Below are 19,073 nucleotides of genomic sequence, written 5' to 3' on the forward strand. Positions count from 1 at the left end.
TTCTATTATCTAACCCTTATTTACTAATCGAACACTTTCTGAAAATTCCTTTTCTATTTCTTCATTTTTCTTATAGGTCAATAAGCTGACAATGACGGCCACTAGCAAGTTAAGTAGAAAACCAGGGACAATTTCATAAAGTGATTCACCGAAAAGAATTTTACCAAGGTCATAATTTTTCCAGACAATAACGGTCACTGCCCCGACAATCATCCCTGACAAAGCTCCCCATTGGTTCATTTTTTTCCAGAAAAGACTTAATAAAATAATTGGTCCAAAAGATGCTCCGAAGCCTGCCCATGCATATGCAACAAGATTTAAGATGGTATTATCTTGGTTGAAGGCAAGCACAGAAGCAACGACCGCAACAAGTAGCACGGCCATTCTTCCTAAAAAAACTAGTTGTTTATCCTTCGCATTTTTGTTTACAACCATTTTATACAAGTCTTCAACAAGTGCACTAGAAGTCACAATCAATTGTGAAGAGATTGTGCTCATGATCGCCGCTAGAATGGCGGCTAAAACAAAGCCGGCGATGATAGGATGGAATAAAATTTGCCCAAGTTGAATAAATACTGCTTCAGGATCATCGAGGGTAAATTGTGGATTTTGTTTAAAGAACGCAATACCAATAAGTGCAGTAAAGATCGTCCCTAATAAAGAAAAAATCATCCAGCCCATCCCAATCAAGCGGGCGCTTTTTGTTTCTTTTATTGTTTTAATGGCCATAAAGCGGACGATGATATGCGGCTGTCCAAAGTATCCGAGCCCCCATGCACATGCTGAGATGATTCCAATAAGGGTAGTTCCTTTTAACAGATCCAGATGCGTCGCATCTATGGCACGAATGGTATCAAACGTTTCTGCCGGGCCTCCGGTATGGAAGATGCCAATCGCCGGTACAAGAAGCAGGGCAATTAACATCATTAACCCTTGAATAAAATCGGTATAGCTCACTGCTAAGAACCCGCCAAATAAGGTATACGCTACGACAACCCCGCCAACAATATAAAGACCGGTATGGTAGCTCGTCCCAAAGGAGCTTTCAAAGAAGACCGCTCCAGAAACCATCCCCGATGAAACATAAAAAGTGAAGAAAAGGAGAATGACGATACCTGATACGATCCTGAGCAGTTTGGTTTTGTCTTTAAAACGGTTTTCTAGATAGCTTGGTATGGTAATAGAATCATTTGCGACTTGTGTGTATGAACGAAGACGCGGTGCGACCAAGAGCCAGTTCAGATAGGCACCTAAAGTTAGACCGATGGCAATCCACGCGTCGGCTAATCCATTTACGTATATGCCTCCTGGTAATCCCATTAAAAGCCAGCCGCTCATATCGGCGGCACCAGCACTTAGGGCAGTAACGGCTGGTCCTAATGATCTTCCCCCAAGCATGTAATCAGTCAGATTGTTCGTTTTTCGATACGAGTACCAGCCAATGAATAACATCATGGCTATGTAAATCCCTATCGAAACTAGTTGCAGCGTTTCATTGGACATATTATTCCCCCTATTATTTTGTGAAAATAAATAACATATAAAATTGCATATATAAAAAATATTCTATCAATTATATAAACCTATTTCTAGTATAATTAGATGTTTTTTTAAAATAAGGGAAAATGCTCGTAGAATAATAATAGAGGGGGTGCCGTACTTTCGGAGATAGTAAGGGCTCTTCAAAATGAAGGCCCCATGTTACATTTTAAACCCGCCGCCATTCTTAGGAGGGATGCGGTCTTTAGGAAGGTTCTTATCGGTAATTTTTGGTTCGATGCCAAGGATGAAGTTACGTATGTTGGAGCGGTGCAGAAACAGTAAAAAAAGAGAGAAAAACAGGAAGAGCAGTTCTAATTCTAGTTTAGGTGAGATTAGGGCATAGACGAGCATGCTAAGGCCAACGGAGATAGAGCCAAAGAATACATACTTAGTTATAAAAATCACTAAGAAGAAGCAAACATAGGCTATGATGAGTAAAGGAAGGTTGGCGACCAACAGGGTGCCAGCGGTGGTAGCGATGGCCTTCCCGCCTCGAAAGCCTGCAAAGATGGGAAAGCAATGGCCAACAACTGCTAATAGACCAAAGAAGAGCGGTTCCGCTTCCAGGTGAAAGTAGATTGGCAGGTAGGAAGCTAAGGCCCCTTTTGCAAGGTCGATAAGAAGAACAATTATGGCCCACTTTTTACCAAGAACTCTTAGGGTGTTAGTTGCGCCGGGATTCTTGCTTCCCAGTTCACGTATATCTACGTCATAGAAAAGTTTGCCCACAATTAAAGCGGTAGGAATGCTACCAATTAAATAGGAAGCCACGAGTAACGTCCAAAACATTTTCATCATTCCCTTTTTAAATATTTCTAATAGCATTCTAACATATAGAAATGGTAATATTTTGTTGAAATATAATATGAAGGAAAAAACGGGGACTTTATTTATGAATCAGAAAGGTAGACCTCTCTGCCATTTCCTATCCAACTAATATAATATCAGACGTGTAGTAGTGAAGTCAGTTGGATATGATATAACAGTTAAAGTAACTAAAAGCTTGTATCTAGGAATGCGAGGCAGTGTCTCAATCCGTTAAGGGTTAATACACCATTAAGCAATGCTTATGACCTAAAGCTGTAGACAAATCAATTACAATATATTTGTAAGCGAGAATAATAATTGGTAGAATATTCAACAGACAACGTCAATTGTTATATAAAAAATAGGATGATGATAATGAAAAGAGCAAGACTGATATACAATCCTACTTCAGGCCGAGAAATTCTGAAGAGAAATCTGCCGGAAATCCTTGAAAAACTAGAGATCGCAGGATATGAAGCATCTTGCCATGCGACTACAAGCGCTGGGGATGCCACCAAAGCTGCTCGCTTAGCCGTAGAGCGTCAGTACGATGTGGTCATTGCTGCTGGCGGCGATGGAACCATCCATGAGGTCGTGAACGGACTCGCCGAACAGGAGTTTCGTCCGAAATTGGGCATTATTCCTGCGGGAACAACCAATGACTTTGCCCGTGCTCTCCAAATTCCGCGGGATATTGGTACGGCAGTGGATATCATCACAAGGGGAGAACTAATTCCTGTTGACATCGGGCGGATTAATGATCGTTATTTTATCAATATTGCAGGCGGCGGCCGAATTACTGAGATTACATATGAAGTGCCAAGCAAACTAAAAACCATGCTCGGGCAGCTTGCTTACTATTTAAAAGGGATGGAAATGCTTCCGTCCATTAAAGCGTCAGACCTCCGAATAGAGTATGATGGAAAATTGTTTGAGGGCGAAGCCATGATGTTCCTCGTTGGCCTGACGAATTCCATCGGTGGATTCGAAAAACTGGCACCGGATGCATCGATTAATGATGGATTATTTTCGTTATTAATTTTGAAAAAGGTAAACCTCGCAGAGTTTATTCGAATTTCAACCTTAGCCGTCCGCGGTGAGCATGTGAATGATCCGAACGTTATTTATACACAGGCTAATCGTATTAAGGTTTATTCGAGTGAAAAAGTCCAGCTCAATCTAGATGGAGAATTTGGCGGATTGCTACCGTCGGAGTTTGAAAATCTTTACCGGCATCTAGAAGTGTTTGTACCTCTAGATGATATCCGTCCGAACGACCGGCCGACTGATTGGGTTTCAGGGCAGCGATATAGTTAAGAAAAGCGTAAGCGCCTGTCATCCTAGACCAGTCGACCCTGGCTATTTTTATACATGCTTGAAGTCCGATCCATCTGGAGCGGACTTTTTTCCATATCCTGTGTATAATGGTTAAAGGATGATGTGAAGGAGGAATCTGGGTATGAGGGCTTTGATAAATATTGATTACACATACGATTTCGTCGCAGATGCCGGGGCATTAACATGTGGAGTGCCTGGTCAAATCATTGAAAGTAAAATTGTTGAGCTGACAAAGGAATTTATTCAAAATGGTGATTATGTCGTTTTTGCGATTGATGTTCACGACAAGGGCGACGAGTATCACCCTGAGACGAGATTATTCCCTTCTCATAATCTAAGAGGAACATCTGGCCGTGATTTATTTGGTTCTCTTCAGGGTGTCTATGATGAAAATAAACAGCTTGAAAATGTTGTATATATGGACAAAACACGCTATTCAGCCTTTGCCGGAACAGATCTCGAAATCAAATTGCGGGAACGGGGGATTACTGAGGTCCACCTTGTTGGCGTTTGTACGGATATCTGTGTGCTTCATACGGCCGTCGATGCCTACAACAGGGGATTTAAAATCATTGTCTATAAGGAGGCCGTTGCTTCTTTCAATCAGGCTGGCCATGAATGGGCACTCGGCCACTTTGAACAAACCCTCGGTGCTCTGGTGAAATAGGGTTTTAAATGGTATGATGAATTATAATGTTAATAAGCTGTAATAGTATTCCGGAGGTTTAATTATGAAACACTTTTATCATGATGATAGTTTATCTCTGCATACCGATCTCTACCAAATTAATATGGCGGAGACGTATTGGAGAGATGGCATACATAATAAACGGGCGGTATTTGAGCTTTTTTTCCGTAAGCTGCCATTTGGTAATGGCTATGCTGTGTTCGCTGGGCTAGAAAAGGTGATTCAATTTATCCAGGGGTTCCGTTTTAGTGAGGAAGATCTTGAATATTTGAAAAATGAAGTGGGTTACAAGGACGATTTCCTCGATTACTTAAAAAATATGCGCTTTACTGGGACGATTCGTGCGATGCAAGAAGGCGAACTTGTCTTTGGAAATGAGCCGATTTTAAGAGTGGATGCACCGCTGGGAGAGGCACAGATTATTGAAACAGCGTTACTTAATATTGTGAACTATCAAACATTAATTGCGACCAAAGCATCAAGAATCAAGCAGGTTGTTGGCGATGCGGTGGCGATGGAGTTTGGGACAAGACGGGCACAAGAAATGGATGCAGCCATTTGGGGAACAAGAGCTGCTTATTTAGCAGGTTTTGATTCAACCAGTAACGTGAGGGCAGGAAAACTGTTTGGAGTTCCTGTATCTGGTACGCATGCTCATGCGATGGTCCAAGCTTATAAGGATGAATACACGGCTTTCCACAAATATGCGGGAACACATAAGGATTGCGTCTTTTTAGTTGATACATATGATACCCTTCGTCTGGGTGTGCCTAATGCCATTAAGGTGGCAAAGGAGCTGGGCGATAAAATTAATTTCATCGGTATCCGCCTTGATAGCGGTGACCTTGCCTATCTTTCCAAAGAGGCTCGTAAAATGCTGGATGAAGCTGGATTTACAGATGCCAAGATTGTAGCCTCCAGTGACCTTGATGAATATACGATCATGAATTTAAAAGGGCAAGGAGCGAGGATTGACAGCTGGGGAATTGGAACCAAGCTGATTACTGCCTATGACCAGGCAGCCCTTGGTGCGGTATATAAACTTGTCGCAATTGAGGATAAAAAAGGCGAGTTAGAGGATACAATCAAAATTTCCTCCAATCCGGCTAAGGTGACCACTCCGGGGATGAAGAAAATTTACCGAATTATTAATAATATCAATCACCATGCTGAAGGTGACTATATTGCGATGGAGGATGAAGTACTGCCGGAAAAACGGTTGCGTATGTTCCACCCAACCCATACGTTTATTAATAAGATCGTTACAAATTATACAGCCAAAGAACTGCACGCAGATATATTCACTAACGGAGAGCTTGTCTATGAAGTCCCATGTTTGGAAGAGTCGCGAGATTACTTAAAGCAAAATCTTGATGCCCTTTGGGATGAATATAAACGTACGATGAATCCGGAAGAGTATCCAGTTGACTTAAGTCAAAAGTGCTGGGATAACAAGATGAGAAATATTGAAGAAGTAAAAGAAAAAGTGGCTGCGATGAAAGCGGAAGAGGAATAAAAATAGGGACGTCCTGATTATTAAGGGACGTTTTTGTTTTGGTTATTTTTTGCACTGCATGGCAAAATTGTACCCTCTATGAGCCCCATTTCGTGTTCTACTGCATTATGTGTTACAATCTTTCTAGTCAATTTCGGAGCAAAGGAAGAATTGAATGAACAAAACCATACCAGTAACTAAAAACGATTATATAGATGTTGTGTTTGAAGATTTAACCCATGACGGAGCAGGGGTTGCAAAGGTAGAAGGATATCCGTTATTTGTCCCAAACGGACTGCCGGGAGAGAAGGCAAAAGTAAAGGTAATCAAGACGGGTAAAAGCTATGGTTTCGGAAGGTTAATCGAGCTTTATGAAAAAAGCCCTTTTCGAGTGGAAATCCCTAACAGTGACCGGAATAAATACGGTGGCTGTCAGCTAGAACATATCAGTTATGAAGGGCAGCTGAAATACAAAGAAAATCAGGTTCGGGAGGTATTAGCTCGAATCGGAAAACTAGAGGATGTTGTCGTGCATCCAATTCTAGGGATGGAACATCCATGGCACTATCGAAATAAAGCACAGGTGCCTGTTGGTGAAAAAGATGGCAAACTGATTGCCGGTTTTTTTAAACAAAGAACACATGAAATTGTCGATACGGATGAAAGCCTCATTCAATTGCCAGAAATAAATGAGGCAGTACAGACAATTAAAGAGATTTGCAGCGAGTTAAAGATTCCTGCCTATCAGGAGGAGACCCACAAAGGGGTGCTCCGTCATATTATGGCCCGTTACGGAAAACAGACGGGAGAACTTATGGTTGTAATGATTACGAGAACAGCTGAACTTCCAAATAAAGAGAAGCTGGTTGAAGCAATCGTTGCCCGGCTGCCAAAGGTCAAATCCATTGTTCATAATGTTAACTCGAAACGGACCAATGTAATCCTCGGTGAAAAAACCAAGGTGCTATGGGGAAGCGACATCATTTATGACTATATTGGAGATGTGAAGTTCGCCATCTCAGCTTTATCGTTTTACCAGGTTAACCCAGTTCAGACAAAGGTCCTTTATGAAAAGGCACTTGAGTATGCGAACCTGAGCGGTGAAGAAACGGTGATTGACGCCTATTGCGGAATCGGGACGATTTCGTTATTTTTAGCCCAAAAGGCTAAGAAGGTCTTTGGTGTAGAAGTGGTGCCGGAAGCGATTGAAGATGCGAAGCGAAATGCACAGTTGAACGGAATTACCAATGCGGAGTTTGCTGCCGGCGAGTCGGAGGTTGTGATTCCGAAGTGGTACAAGGAGGGTAATGCTGCGGATGTGCTCGTCGTTGACCCGCCCCGAAAAGGTTGTGATGAGGCATTGCTGCAGACGATTATTGATATGAAGCCCAAGAAAGTGGTCTATGTATCCTGTAATCCAGCGACACTCGCCCGGGATTTGAGGATCCTCGAAGATGGCGGCTATAAAACGGTTGAGGTACAGCCGGTTGATATGTTCCCGATGACCACTCACGTTGAGGCAGTGGCAAAGATAGAATTAAAATAAATAGGAGGTCCATTGATGGACAATAACGATATATTAATTCGCTTGAGATATGCGCTAGAAATAAAAAACAAAGAAATGGCCGAGATTTTTAAACTTGGCGGTGTGGACGTAACCGTCCCAGAAGTGATACAAATCCTGACAAAATCAGATGATGATATGGAGGATCATGAACAAATCAACTGTAATAACAGCATGTTCGACTCATTTTTAAATGGTCTGATTATTTTTAAAAGAGGGAGACAAGAGCCTAAACCAGAACAGTCTAATCAACCAGAACCGGTTACACCTAAGACTGCAAACGTAAATAATCTCTTGTTAAAGAAAGTAAAAATTGCGCTGGCATTAACTACTGAAGACATGCTGGATATATTCGAAAATGCAGGAATCCGAGTATCAAAGGGAGAACTCGGTGCCCTGTTAAGAAAAGAAGGACATAAGAATTATAAAGAATGCGGAGATAAATTTGCCAGGAACTTTTTGAAGGGGCTGGCTGTTAAATACCGGGGATAATGGACGTTTGGTGATAAGATGATACATACCTACTTGGGTGAGACGATACGTTTTGAAATAAAATACAAAAATCGAACTTCGATTGGAATGACGATTGATAGCTATGGAAATCTGGAGTTCCAAGCTCCAAAAGGGACACCTGATGAAAGAGTCATTCAGTTAATAGAGCAGAATTGGGATGTTATTCAACAGAAATTAAAGGAAATGAAAGATAGGCTGGATGGCCCGCAGAAAAAGGTTTATGAGCAGGGCGAGGGCTTTCTTTATTTAGGAAGAACTTATCCGATTGAAATGATTCTAAACAATAATATCGACCAAGACTATGTGGAGTTTGAAGGAGATAAGTTACAAATCCATGTGCAGCAGCTTGAGGATGAAAAAGTACAACAAGCCCTTAGGCGTTTTTATTATCAGCAATGTAAAGCGTTAGTAGAGAAGAGTATTGCCGCCTATCAACAGTACTTTAAAACCAAACCGCGTTCCATACAGATTACGGATAGTAAAAAAACATGGGGAACCTGTGATTCAAGGCAGCAGTTAACTTTTAATTGGAGGCTGGCAATGGCTCCTCGTGAAGTAATCGAGTATGTGGTCGTTCATGAAATGTGTCATATGGTTCACATGAATCATGATCGCTCATTCTGGCGCCTGGTTGGAAAAATCATGCCTGATTATAAGGAAAAAGAAAACTGGCTGGCTTTATCCAATTGGAAAATGACGGTCTAGTCGGTGCCTGTCACCAAAAGTAACACCTGCAACTTATTAATATTAAGAAAAGAACCTACTAAAATGGAAGGTTCTTTTTTCTATGCTTATTAAAAGGGAGTCTAAATTTTAAAAATATGAGTATGATTTTAGAAGAAAGGGAGGGGATAAGGGAATATGGCGAAATCAGTTGGGATTTTAGGTGTCGGTCAGGCCGGCGGAAATATAGCTGAAATTGCAGCTACCATGGGCTTCCAGGCCGCTCTTATTAATACAAATCAACGTGATGGGACAGTGAATACAAGGGTGGAAAAGAAGTACTTTGTTCCGGGTTACAGCGGGGCAGGCCAAAATAGGTCAATTGGGTTAAAAGCAGTAAATGAGCATTACAGGGAACTAATCGACTTTGTTAAAAAGTCTTTTAAGAATATTAACCTGTTATTAGTAGCCTTCTCAACAGACGGAGGAACAGGGTCAGGGATGAGCCCACTCTTAATGGATTTATTATTAGATCATCTTCCAGGGATCAATATAGGTGCAATTGCAGTGGTTCCAGATCGTAATGTACTGGCAGGAAACCGGATTAATGCCGCTGCCTGTATCGAGGAGATTTCTAGAATTGATGCGCTGTCCTCTGTCTTCCTAGTCGATAATGATCAGCTGCGTAAATTCACTCCCCAATCCAGTAAACATCAGATTTACTTATCTTCCAATCATCAAGTGATGGAGGCAATTAATAATGTTCTGCAAGTGACAAAAAAGAGTTCCTTTTTTGGAAACTTCGATGAAACCGACTTAATGAATATATTGAGCACAAGAGGGGTTACTCTTATCTCATCAACCGCCATCACAGATGCGAAGACAACGGCTGATGTTTCAAGTAAAATACAGCAATCCTGGGTAAGCTCCATTTTCTGCCCGGTTGAAACAACAGGGGTGATTCGAGCTGGATTAATTTATGAAGGCCCAGAAAGTATGGCAAAACTCATTAATGTTCCATCCATTTTTGAGGCGGTTGGCGAACCGCTAGAATTATTCGAAGGAACATATATTTCGGAATCAGATCCAACGATAACGACGGTACTGGCGGGACTTGCGTTTCCTACTCGCCGCTTAAAGGCTCTTGAAGAACTTCTTGAGAAAAATAAAGACCGATTGCAGCAACTGGTAAATAAGGAGCATTCCCAGCATTATCAATCGCAAGTTTCCTGGGCGTCCAACTTAAAAGCGCGGCCGCAGGAGAGAAAGTCGGGAAACACCACGTCTAAATTATCTAAATATCATAAATAACGAAGGGTCAGCCTACTATCATAGGCTGGCTTTTTTTATTGGACAGAGTTTCCCTACTTGGATTAAACATCCAAGTAGAGGAATATGGATGTACGAAAAGCGGAAAACTAGTAGTACCTGTGAAAATTACGTTAAAATAAAAGGAAGGCATGAAATGTTTTTTTAAAAAAAGGAGATTTGAACATGTGGGAAGAAGTAGTCTCAAACTTTGCCGCTATGCTTGATTGGCAGATGTGGGCAGATGTGTTGTCCTCGCCCAAAGCGTGGGGATTAATTGTATCTTTAGCGGTGCTCGAATGCATCTTATCAGCTGATAATGCGTTGGTCTTATCAGCATTTGTAAAACCTCTCCCGAAAGAGCTGCAAAAAAAGGCCTTGATCTATGGTCTTTGGGGCGCCTATATATTCCGATTTATTTTTATTGGGCTAGGGACTTTTTTAATCAAATTATGGTTTATTAAATTAATCGGTGCCCTATATTTACTTTGGCTCTCCGTCAAGTTCTTTATGGACAAGTTGAAAAGTAAAGATGATGGGGAAGAAGAAGATGTGCGTGAGCCAAAGGGCTGGTTAATGAAAACATTCGGTTTATTCTGGGCAACGGTAATCAGTGTGGAGTTAATGGATTTGGCCTTTTCTGTAGACAGTATTCTTACCGCCCTTGCAGTTTCCGATGAAGTTTGGGTTGTCTTGCTTGGCGGTATGATTGGGATTCTGTTGATGCGGGGCGTAGCAACATTCTTTATCAGTTTGATGAACAGGGTACCAGAACTCGAAACGACAGCCTATTTTTTAATTCTGTTTATTGCCATAAAAATGGGACTTACCCTTGTCGATATCGAGATTCCGAATGAAGCGTTTATTATCGTTTTGGTTGTAGCCTTCGTTATTACATTTATCGTTCATGGCATCCGCAAAAACAGAGCGGAAAAATATTCACATGAATAACACACAGCTGCTATTGACATAACAGGCAGGAAAATCCAATATGAATATAAAAGCAGAAGAATATAAATAGGTTCTTCTGCTTTTTTCAATACAATAAAAAAGTTTGTTACATAGGGGATAATAAAATGTTCAGTTTATTTCATTTAAGTGGATCAGAGTGGATTTGGATTATAGTGGCAGCTGTATTGATCGGTTTTTCAAAAACGGGAATTAGTGCTTTTTCGATGCCAGTTATCCCGATTATTGCCTTAATCTTCGGAGGGAAAGAGTCAACAGGAATGATATTGCCATTATTAATAATTGGAGATATCTTTGCCATTTATTATTATAATCGTCATGCCGATTGGAAAGACATAAAAGCTTTATTGCCTTGGGTAGCAGCTGGTTTGATAGTAGGTCTGGCAGTGGGTGAATATACAAATGACGGCCAATTCAAAATGATTATCTCTGTTTGTGTAATTTTATGCTTAATCATTTTGCTGTATATGGAGAGAAGGGGAAACGAAGCTAAAGTTCCCAATGGAGTATGGTTTTATGGATTGACGGGAGTATTATGCGGGTTTGCCTCGATGATCGGCAATGCTGCAGGACCAATTTTCAGTGTGTTTCTATTAGCTAAGGGGTTTAAAAAGGATAATTTTCTAGGTACAACTGCTTGGTTTTTCTTTATTGTCAATGTGGCAAAGGTTCCTATGCAAATGGCGGTCTGGCATAATATCCATTTAAAAACGCTTTTGATGGCATTAATTATGATACCGGCGATTGCAGTTGGTGCTATTTTAGGGGCATTTTTGATTAAAAAGATTAACGAAAAGCCTTTTCGGATCATTATTTTAGTTGTTACGGCTTTATCTGCTATCAGATTACTAATCTAAAAAAAGGACTAAGGGTCGACCCTTAGTCTTTTTTTAATAGATAAAAAACTTAGCCCTTATAAACATATAAAGTTTCTGCACGTCCAGGTCCAAATGTTTGGTTCTGAGAACTAGAATCGGATTGCCAATCACTGCTAGGGACTTCTTCACAATTGTCCTTTATCCACTGTGTCACAGATTGACTTTGAGTACCGCCTATGCCGCCGCGTCCAGAGATTAAGAAAAACTTAATATATCCAGCTTTTGCCATTTTTTCTAGTTTAGCAGGCGTTAGGACGGGGTCGCTTCCTGAAAAACCGCCCATTGCCATAACGGAATAATTAGTATTGAGGATATATGGTGCTGCAGTCTGTGTGCTGTCGGTCGCTAAAAAGTATTTTTCACCGTCATAATTTTTTTCCAAATAAGAAAGCAACTCGGTGTTTAATTGATCTCTATTATCCATCCCTTTGTCAGAATTGCTAGGTAAAGCATTAGCCGGAATGCTTGCAGAATCTTGATTGGCAGGCGGTGTCATGCTGCCATCTTGATTTTGGGATGCTCCGGGGACAGAATTACCACCCATATTTGGTGCTCCCCCTGGGAAGCCCATATTACCTGCCATTCGAGCCCCGCCGCCCATTCCTCCCATACCAGAACCAGGTCCTGCAATCGGAGTGCTTGCATTATTCGTTTTATTAATCGTTATATCCGTCCAGTATAACGGTAAAATCAATAAAGCCAGCAGAGCCGTCATTGGTAAGGCTGGGGAAAAGGTATCTTTCTTCATGCGTTGAACCATGAGAATAAAGAGGACAACGCCGACAAGAACCGTCCCAATTACCAAAAATTTAGATTGTGAATTCTGGTGAAGAATTAACGCTTCAAACAGGAATGTAGCTAGGATGGCGAAAGGAAGAAGCCCAGACTTCCATCCGTCATTGTTTGTAAAGTAATTCCAGAGTACTGTCCATCCTATTCCCACTAATGCCGCAATGGCCGGTCCCATCATGCTTAAATAATATTGATGGAAGAACTCAGCCATGCTGAAGAAAACCATCATGGGAATCAACCAGGCAAGCCAAAAGACTGCAAATTTAACACGCATATCGAATTGTTTTGTTTTCTTGTATTCCGCCGCTAAACCAATTACGGCGAAAAGGATAAATGGTAATAACCAGCTAATTTGGCCGGAAAGCTCCGATGAGAATAGACGGAATGGACCCGGAGTGCCAGTGCCGAACATCCCGCTCGTACCGCCATTCATTTTACCGCCTGAGCCATCTTGGAAGTTTGGCGGAGCCCCGTTAGCCGCTTGCTCTTGAGAGTTAGTTCCTGCGGATGGCTGGGTTCCTTGTCCGGAAGCCGTACCTGATTGATTTGAAAAACTCGCAGTTGTTGATGTGCTAGTATCTTGTTTTTGTGTCTCAGCAGCCCCGCTATCAGAACTAGAAGCGCTACGATCTTGCCCCAATAACCGCTGAATCCCGTTATAGCCAAAAGCCAGCTCCAAGACGGAGTTAGTCTGACTGCTTCCGATATATGGCCGCTCGCTAGCCGAAACAGAATCAACAGCAAGAGCCCAAGATAAAGAAACTCCGGCCATGACCACTGTCGCAGCGATTAAATGCAGCAACCGCTTCTTCCAGCTTAATTTAACAGCGAACCAATAAAACAAATAAATCGCTGGTACAACCATATAGGCTTGGAGCATTTTAATATTAAAGCCAACCCCTATTAAGAAAACACTCAGAAGTAACCAGCTTAGCTTTTTCTTATCGACCGCTTTCATCAATGCCCAAGCAGCAATTAATAGAGTAAGTATTAAAATACTGTCTACATTGTTTGTTCTTACAACAGCCACAAAAATGGGCGAACATGCAAGAACTAAACTGGATAATAATCCTGCTGCACGATTGAATTTTGGTTTAACAAGAATGTACATAAAATAAACTGAAATTACACCGGCTAGCGCTTCCGGCAGTAATACACTAAAATCACTAAGGCCAAAGATCTTGGCGCTTAGTGTTTGAATCCACAGAGCCACAGGCGGCTTATCAACGGTGATGAAACCCTCAGGGTCAAACGATGCATAGAAGAAAGCATGAAAATTCTGCATCATACTTTTTACTGCTGCTGTATAATACGTATTCGATCCAGCATTATTTATATTATAAAAATTTAAACCTATCGATAATAGGAGAATCCCAACTAAGAGAGTATCAACTCTTTTCATTACTGTTTTCATATAATTACCTTCCGCCTGTTTATTTTTTGATTGTTAACAGTTCTTCTCTTCTCCTCTTCAAATATGTTTTTTCGATACCATACGAGTCCCGGACAATATACAAGGGCCGATCTTTGGTTTCATCATAAATCCGTCCGATATATTCCCCTATAATCCCTAATAAAATCAATACAATGGAACTAAAGAACAGTTGGATGATGATTAGTGATGACCAGCCGGGGACCGTTGCTTCGGTGAAAATTTTTAAATAGAAGACATAAAACATATAAATGAAACCAGCAATAGCGAGAAATCCGCCTGCATAGCTTGCTAATTTTAAAGGTTTATAGGAAAAGGATGTAATCCCGTCCATTGAAAGCTTAAACATTCTTTTTAAAGGATACTTAGTCTCGCCTGCAGCCCGTTCATCCCGTTCGTATTCGATTGCGGTCTGTTGAAACCCTACCCAGCTGGCAAGTCCCCGGACAAATCGATTTTTTTCCTGGAGCCCTTTCATTTGATCGACGACCTTTCGATCCATTAAGCGGAAATCTCCCGTATCGATTGGTATATCAATATCTGTTAAAGAGCGGAGTGTTCGATAGAAAAGAGAGGCAGACTTCTTTTTAAAAAAGCTCTCACCTTTCCGGGACAGCCGCTTAGCATAGACGACATCATAGCCTGCGATCCATTTTTCAATCATTTCTAATATCAGTTCCGGAGGGTCCTGTAAATCTGCGTCAATAATGACAACAGCTTCACCTTGTGCATAATCCATTCCGGCAGAAATGGCGATTTGATGTCCAAAATTACGTGAAAAGTTAATTAGTTTGACTTTTTCATCGATGAGCCCCAATTCAACAAGTAGTTCCTCCGTTTTGTCTTTGCTGCCATCATTGATAAAAAGCAATTCATAGGGGGCGTTTGTAGAGTCCATGACAGTGGTTAACCGATGATAGGTTTGCTGAATTACTTCCTCTTCATTAAATACAGGTACAACAATTGAATATTTTATTTTTTCCACCGTTAAATTCTCCTTTCAAAAGAAATGATGAGAATGGAATCCGTGGTATCTGCCTCTACTTTAACGAAATAAACTTAATTATTTCTTAAAGGAACTTTTTAAAATTGGGTTTTTAACCAGGGGAATTGATATACTTTATGTACATATTAACTTTTTAGGAGAGAGGCACAGTGGGTAAATTTGGTGTAATTGGCATTGGAGATATTGCGCAAAAGGCGTATCTGCCAGTCTATAGCAGTATGAAGGATCAAGAATTTCACTTTTTTACACGTAATCAAGAAAATCTAAGCTCCATTGGCCGCCAATATCGGTTTGAACATCTGCACCCTACATTAGAATCCTTGTTGAACAGTGGGATTACTGGGGCTTTTGTTCATTCCTCGACGGCCTCACACGAGCGAATCATTGAGCAATTGCTGCGAAACAATATCCATGTATTTGTTGATAAACCCATTACAGATGATTATGAACGTACAAAAAGGCTGGTGGATCTAGCTGAACAAAAGGGCTTAATCTTAATGACTGGTTTTAATCGCAGGTATGCCCCCCTATATCAAGAATTAAAAGAAACCGTTGATCCCAATATGGTCATTGTTCAGAAACATCGGAAAGCACTTCCTGGTGAACCAAGGACGTTCATCTATGACGATTTCATTCATGTAGTGGATACAATGCGATATTTATTTCCCTGCCCAATTGAGGATTTGATTGTTAATGGGAGAATGGTTGACGATAGGTTATACCATGTCGTGGTGCAGTTTATTTCGAGTGGGGCAACGGCTATTGGAATAATGAATCGGGACAATGGGACAAATGAAGAAATCGCCGAGGTGCTGGGATCTATAGAAAAACGCAGCGTTTTTAACGTCTCGAAAATGGCCGTTTCTAGAGGAATGGAAACCATTGAGGTAAGGGGCAGTGACTGGGAGTCCACTTTAAAAAAACGCGGCTTTGAACAAATGGTAGCGGATTTCGTTCAAGCAGTCATTACGAATTCAGGAACGCGGATTCCGGCCTCGGAGGCATTGGTAACCCATGAGATCTGCGAAGCAATCCTTTCAAAACTAACTAGATAATAATAGGTGTATTTGGCACGTAGGTAAAGAAATACCTGCGTGCTTTTTTATTTTCATGAATGTCCAAATATCAGTAATAGGAACTAATACCTGCCAGTAAAATGATAATAGACAGGTCCCGAAAGGAGGTGACTGTTAAATAAAATCAGCAGCTATCTTTGTCGTTTTCTAGTTATTATTTATTCGTTTTTTGTTTAGATAGCTGCAAGCATGAATGACAAACAACTAGGGGGGAATCAAAATGAAGAAATACCTGCAAAGATTAGGTAGTTCATTGATGTTACCGGTAGCCGTCTTGCCGGCAGCAGCGATTCTTATGGGGATTGGATATTGGATCGACCCAACCGGCTGGGGGGCAGATAGTCCATTGGCTGCTTTCTTAATTAAAGCTGGAAGTTCGATAATTGATAATATCCCAATCCTATTTGCCGTCGGCGTTGCCTTAGGAATGTCAAAAGAGAGAGATGGTTCCGCAGCACTAAGCGGTTTGGTTGCTTTTCTAGTTGTGACCACATTGCTTTCAACCGGTTCAGTGGCGTTGCTAGAAGGGGTGGACCCCGCAAAAGTCGATCCTTCTTTTGAAAAAATAAAAAATGCTTTTGTCGGAATCATTTCCGGAATTGTCGCTTCAGTTATGTACAATCGTTACAGTCAGGTTAAGTTACCTGATGCCTTGGCATTCTTCAGCGGTAAACGTTTAGTGCCAATCATGACGGCCATTTCCATGTTAGTGGTTTCCGGGGTATTGTTCTTTATTTGGCCAGTCATTTACACGGCTTTGGTTACGTTTGGAGAAGCAATCAGTGATTTGGGGGCTATTGGTGCGGGTCTTTACGGATTCTTCAACCGTCTGTTAATTCCAACCGGGTTACACCATGCCTTAAACTCGGTATTCTGGTTTGATGTGGCTGGAATCAGTGATATAACCAATTTCTGGGCGAGTAAGGGTGAAAAGGGCGTAACGGGGATGTACCAGGCGGGATTTTTCCCAATCATGATGTTCGGGCTGCCTGCTGCCGCTTTAGCCATGGTGCATACGGCTAAAACAAAGAAGAGGAAGCAGGTCGCTTCATTAATGTTAGCCGCAGGCTTTGCCGCCTTCTTTACAGGTGTGACCGAACCAATCGAATTTGCCTTTATGTTTTTAGCTCCAATGCTTTATTTGGTCCATGCAATCTTAACAGGTCTTTCATTGGCGATAGCTGCCGCGTTTCATTGGACCGCCGGATTTGGATTTAGCGCCGGGCTTGTTGACTATGTGCTAAGTTTTAAAATCCCAATCGCCAATCAGCCATATATGTTAATCGTTCAAGGGTTAGTCTTTGCTGTTATCTATTACTTCTTATTCCGGTATATTATCGTTAAGTTTAATTTAATGACTCCAGGCCGCGAAGAGGACGAAGATGAGGCTGCAGTTGAGGCTGGAGCGGGCGAAGGCAAGTTTGCGTCTATGGCCGCCGTGATTTATGAGGGGTTGGGCGGAGATGACAATGTAGTTTCGGTTGATAACTGCGTGACCCGCTTACGATTAGAAGTGAAAGATATAAGTAAGGTGGATCAAAAGAAAATCAAATCAGCCGGTGTATCGGGAGTTAACATTGTTGGTCCTCAAAGTATCCAAGTGATTATTGGCACGAATGTTCAATTTGTGGCTGATGAGGTCCATAAGTTGAGGAAAAACGAATAATGAGTGAAACCGCTAAGATTGGATTATCGAATCTTAGCGGCTTTTTTTTGTTAAAATAAATGGAAAAGAAGTGTATAGGAGCCACCCATGAAAGAATATTACTTTGATAAATTACTTAATATTAAGACCCGCGGTGATCAGCAGGGGTTTCATAAGTCGCTCCATTATCATCGCTATGAGCCGACGCCCTACAGCGCCCTGGAAGAATTGTTTCGTCATTACCAGATAAATCACGACGACTATATTATTGATTTTGGTTCGGGGAAAGGACGCCTGAATTTTTATCTTCATTATTTTTATGATGTAAATGTTGTCGGGGTTGAAATGGATGAAGATCTTTATCATGAGGCGCTGTTAAACCTAAAGCGTTATATAAAAAAGAATGGGAAGGGTAAAATTCAATTTGTTCGCTGTTTTGCTGAAGAATATGAAATCAGCCCTTTAGATAACCGCTTTTATTTTTTTAATCCGTTCTCGATTCAGGTGTTTCGAAAAGTGGTTAACAATATTTTACGCTCTTTGGAGGATACCCCAAGGGATGTGGAGCTGGTTTTGTATTATCCGTCAGAGGATTATATTTATTTCTTAGAGCACGAGACGGCCTTTGAACTGAAGCAGGAAGTGGTTTTGCCATATGTTTATGAAAATAATCCCAATGAACGTTTTTTGATTTACCGGTTAGTACCGTAAAATAAAAACGCCCCTTCCTCTAGGAAGGGGGCTATTCGTCTATTCGTTTATTACCGCACTGGCTTTTTTTGTCTTGATTTTTACGGCAGGGTTAACATACTTTTCGGTAAAAATCGTGTAGCCCATGAGGACATAGGTAAAGCCCCAGAAGAAAGCGAAATAGTCACCTAGGAAAGGAATTCCTAGTGATAAAAGCATAAGTGCAAAGATGGCAATATACCAGCGTGGAAAAAGATTTGCACGGTAGGTGACAATCATCAGGAGTAAGGTCCCTAATAGCAGGCCAGGATAGGCAAGAGATTCAATAATATTCACGAAGGTGCCTGGCTTCGGTAATTCCCCGAAGGCAAAAAATCCATAAAAGCCGCCCGCTAAAATGATATTACCCATGGCAAGAAGTAAGGTCGCAATAAATCCAAAGATTCCTGCCTTTTTTGCTTGAGCTAAGAAGAGGTTGATTGAGCTAATTCCCATTAAGATACTGGCCGCCAAGGCGAAGGCAAGTTCCTGTTTACTATCTGCTCCAAATAATAAACCCGCAGGAGTCATCCCTATTCTAGCAATCCCCGCTAATATACAAATTAATCCAAGCCACTTAATTGTTCTTTCAACAGTCATTCGATCCATCTCCCTAAAAATTGTTGTT

General features: G+C 41.3%; 17 protein-coding genes. 12 read left to right on the forward strand and 5 right to left on the reverse strand.

Annotated elements, in window-relative coordinates:
• Nucleotides 1-9: 9 nt before the first annotated feature.
• Nucleotides 10-1,503, reverse strand: coding sequence for a sodium/proline symporter PutP (putP, locus tag GXK58_RS16590; protein WP_160724280.1), 1,494 nt, complete (start codon nt 1,501-1,503; stop codon nt 10-12).
• Nucleotides 1,504-1,701: 198 nt separating this feature from the next.
• Nucleotides 1,702-2,331, reverse strand: a complete 630-nt coding sequence (gene plsY, locus GXK58_RS16595) for a glycerol-3-phosphate 1-O-acyltransferase PlsY (protein ID WP_160724353.1) — start codon at nt 2,329-2,331, stop codon at nt 1,702-1,704.
• 393 nt (nt 2,332-2,724) lie between these two features.
• Between plsY and GXK58_RS16600 the strand changes: the two genes are divergently transcribed.
• The 9 genes from GXK58_RS16600 to GXK58_RS16640 all read left to right on the forward strand — a co-directional run bounded on the left by GXK58_RS16600 (nt 2,725) and on the right by GXK58_RS16640 (nt 11,744).
• Nucleotides 2,725-3,666 carry a diacylglycerol kinase gene (locus GXK58_RS16600; protein ID WP_160724281.1) on the forward strand — a complete coding sequence of 314 codons (942 nt, stop codon included), beginning with the start codon at nt 2,725-2,727 and terminating at the stop codon, nt 3,664-3,666.
• 142 nt (nt 3,667-3,808) lie between these two features.
• On the forward strand, nt 3,809-4,354 hold the full coding sequence (locus GXK58_RS16605; protein ID WP_160724282.1) for a cysteine hydrolase family protein: 546 nt from the start codon (nt 3,809-3,811) through the stop codon (nt 4,352-4,354).
• 64 nt (nt 4,355-4,418) lie between these two features.
• Nucleotides 4,419-5,891, forward strand: a complete 1,473-nt coding sequence (locus GXK58_RS16610) for a nicotinate phosphoribosyltransferase (protein WP_160724283.1) — start codon at nt 4,419-4,421, stop codon at nt 5,889-5,891.
• A 154-nt stretch (nt 5,892-6,045) separates the two neighbouring features.
• Nucleotides 6,046-7,416 (forward strand): 23S rRNA (uracil(1939)-C(5))-methyltransferase RlmD, encoded by a 1,371-nt coding sequence (rlmD, locus tag GXK58_RS16615; RefSeq protein ID WP_160724284.1) that lies wholly within the window; start codon nt 6,046-6,048, stop codon nt 7,414-7,416.
• A gap of 15 nt (nt 7,417-7,431) precedes the next feature.
• Entirely contained in the window at nt 7,432-7,926 is a 495-nt protein-coding gene (locus GXK58_RS16620) for a DUF1456 family protein (protein ID WP_160724285.1), read from the forward strand.
• A gap of 18 nt (nt 7,927-7,944) precedes the next feature.
• On the forward strand, nt 7,945-8,652 hold the full coding sequence (locus GXK58_RS16625; protein ID WP_160724286.1) for a M48 family metallopeptidase: 708 nt from the start codon (nt 7,945-7,947) through the stop codon (nt 8,650-8,652).
• 156 nt (nt 8,653-8,808) lie between these two features.
• Nucleotides 8,809-9,921 carry a cell division protein FtsZ gene (locus GXK58_RS16630; protein WP_160724287.1) on the forward strand — a complete coding sequence of 371 codons (1,113 nt, stop codon included), beginning with the start codon at nt 8,809-8,811 and terminating at the stop codon, nt 9,919-9,921.
• A gap of 177 nt (nt 9,922-10,098) precedes the next feature.
• Entirely contained in the window at nt 10,099-10,869 is a 771-nt protein-coding gene (locus tag GXK58_RS16635) for a TerC family protein (RefSeq protein ID WP_160724288.1), read from the forward strand.
• A 125-nt stretch (nt 10,870-10,994) separates the two neighbouring features.
• The gene (locus tag GXK58_RS16640; RefSeq protein WP_160724289.1) at nt 10,995-11,744 is read left to right on the forward strand and encodes a sulfite exporter TauE/SafE family protein; all 750 of its coding nucleotides are present in this window, start codon (nt 10,995-10,997) and stop codon (nt 11,742-11,744) included.
• Nucleotides 11,745-11,793: 49 nt separating this feature from the next.
• On the opposite strand, the gene GXK58_RS16645 is transcribed toward GXK58_RS16640, so the two are convergent.
• Nucleotides 11,794-13,971, reverse strand: a complete 2,178-nt coding sequence (locus tag GXK58_RS16645; RefSeq protein ID WP_160724290.1) for a glycosyltransferase family 39 protein — start codon at nt 13,969-13,971, stop codon at nt 11,794-11,796.
• A gap of 19 nt (nt 13,972-13,990) precedes the next feature.
• Nucleotides 13,991-14,974, reverse strand: coding sequence for a glycosyltransferase family 2 protein (locus tag GXK58_RS16650; protein ID WP_160724291.1), 984 nt, complete (start codon nt 14,972-14,974; stop codon nt 13,991-13,993).
• A gap of 170 nt (nt 14,975-15,144) precedes the next feature.
• Here GXK58_RS16650 and GXK58_RS16655 point away from each other — a divergent pair, with 170 nt between their 5' ends.
• The 3 genes from GXK58_RS16655 to GXK58_RS16665 all read left to right on the forward strand — a co-directional run bounded on the left by GXK58_RS16655 (nt 15,145) and on the right by GXK58_RS16665 (nt 18,427).
• Nucleotides 15,145-16,050 carry a Gfo/Idh/MocA family protein gene (locus GXK58_RS16655; protein WP_160724292.1) on the forward strand — a complete coding sequence of 302 codons (906 nt, stop codon included), beginning with the start codon at nt 15,145-15,147 and terminating at the stop codon, nt 16,048-16,050.
• A 241-nt stretch (nt 16,051-16,291) separates the two neighbouring features.
• Nucleotides 16,292-17,737 carry an N-acetylglucosamine-specific PTS transporter subunit IIBC gene (gene nagE, locus GXK58_RS16660; protein ID WP_160724293.1) on the forward strand — a complete coding sequence of 482 codons (1,446 nt, stop codon included), beginning with the start codon at nt 16,292-16,294 and terminating at the stop codon, nt 17,735-17,737.
• 87 nt (nt 17,738-17,824) lie between these two features.
• Entirely contained in the window at nt 17,825-18,427 is a 603-nt protein-coding gene (locus GXK58_RS16665; RefSeq protein WP_160724294.1) for a class I SAM-dependent methyltransferase, read from the forward strand.
• 39 nt (nt 18,428-18,466) lie between these two features.
• Here GXK58_RS16665 and GXK58_RS16670 read toward each other — a convergent pair whose 3' ends face one another.
• The gene (locus GXK58_RS16670; RefSeq protein WP_160724295.1) at nt 18,467-19,045 is read right to left on the reverse strand and encodes a hypothetical protein; all 579 of its coding nucleotides are present in this window, start codon (nt 19,043-19,045) and stop codon (nt 18,467-18,469) included.
• Between the last annotated feature and the right edge of the window lie 28 nt (nt 19,046-19,073).

The organism is Bacillus sp. USDA818B3_A (assembly GCF_009928415.1).
Classification (GTDB): Bacteria; Bacillota; Bacilli; order Bacillales; family Cytobacillaceae; genus Neobacillus.